We start from the raw sequence: 270 nt of genomic DNA, 5'->3' as shown, positions 1-270 counted from the left end.
CACCGAGCACGGCAATTTGGTCCTCGATTGCGAGTTCGGGTCCATCGAGGAGCCGGCGGCCCTCGCTCGGTCGCTCTCGAAGATACCGGGCGTGCTGTAGCACGGGCTGTTCGTGGGACTCGCTGACGAAATCGTCGTGGGGGGACCTGACGGTGTGTAGGTCCGTTCGGTTCGGTAAAAGGGGTCAGCCGGCTTACAGGTCGCGCGGCTGGACCGTCTTTCGGCCGTTCGCCTCGGCTCGACGGGCAGCGTCGGCGAGGAGGTCGTCGA

General features: G+C 65.9%; 1 protein-coding gene. It reads left to right on the top strand.

Annotation, left to right across the window (positions count from 1 at the left end):
• Positions 1–100 (top strand): ribose-5-phosphate isomerase A (locus KZZ06_RS23225; protein ID WP_219581878.1); only part of this gene is annotated, 100 nt, incomplete at its 5' end.
• Positions 101–270 lie beyond the last annotated feature (170 nt).

This window comes from Sulfitobacter sp. CW3 (assembly GCF_019392245.1).
Classification (GTDB): domain Bacteria; phylum Pseudomonadota; class Alphaproteobacteria; order Rhodobacterales; family Rhodobacteraceae; genus Sulfitobacter.
The sequence above is the reverse complement of the archived record's forward strand: the minus strand, read 5'-3'. Positions and strand labels throughout refer to the sequence as shown.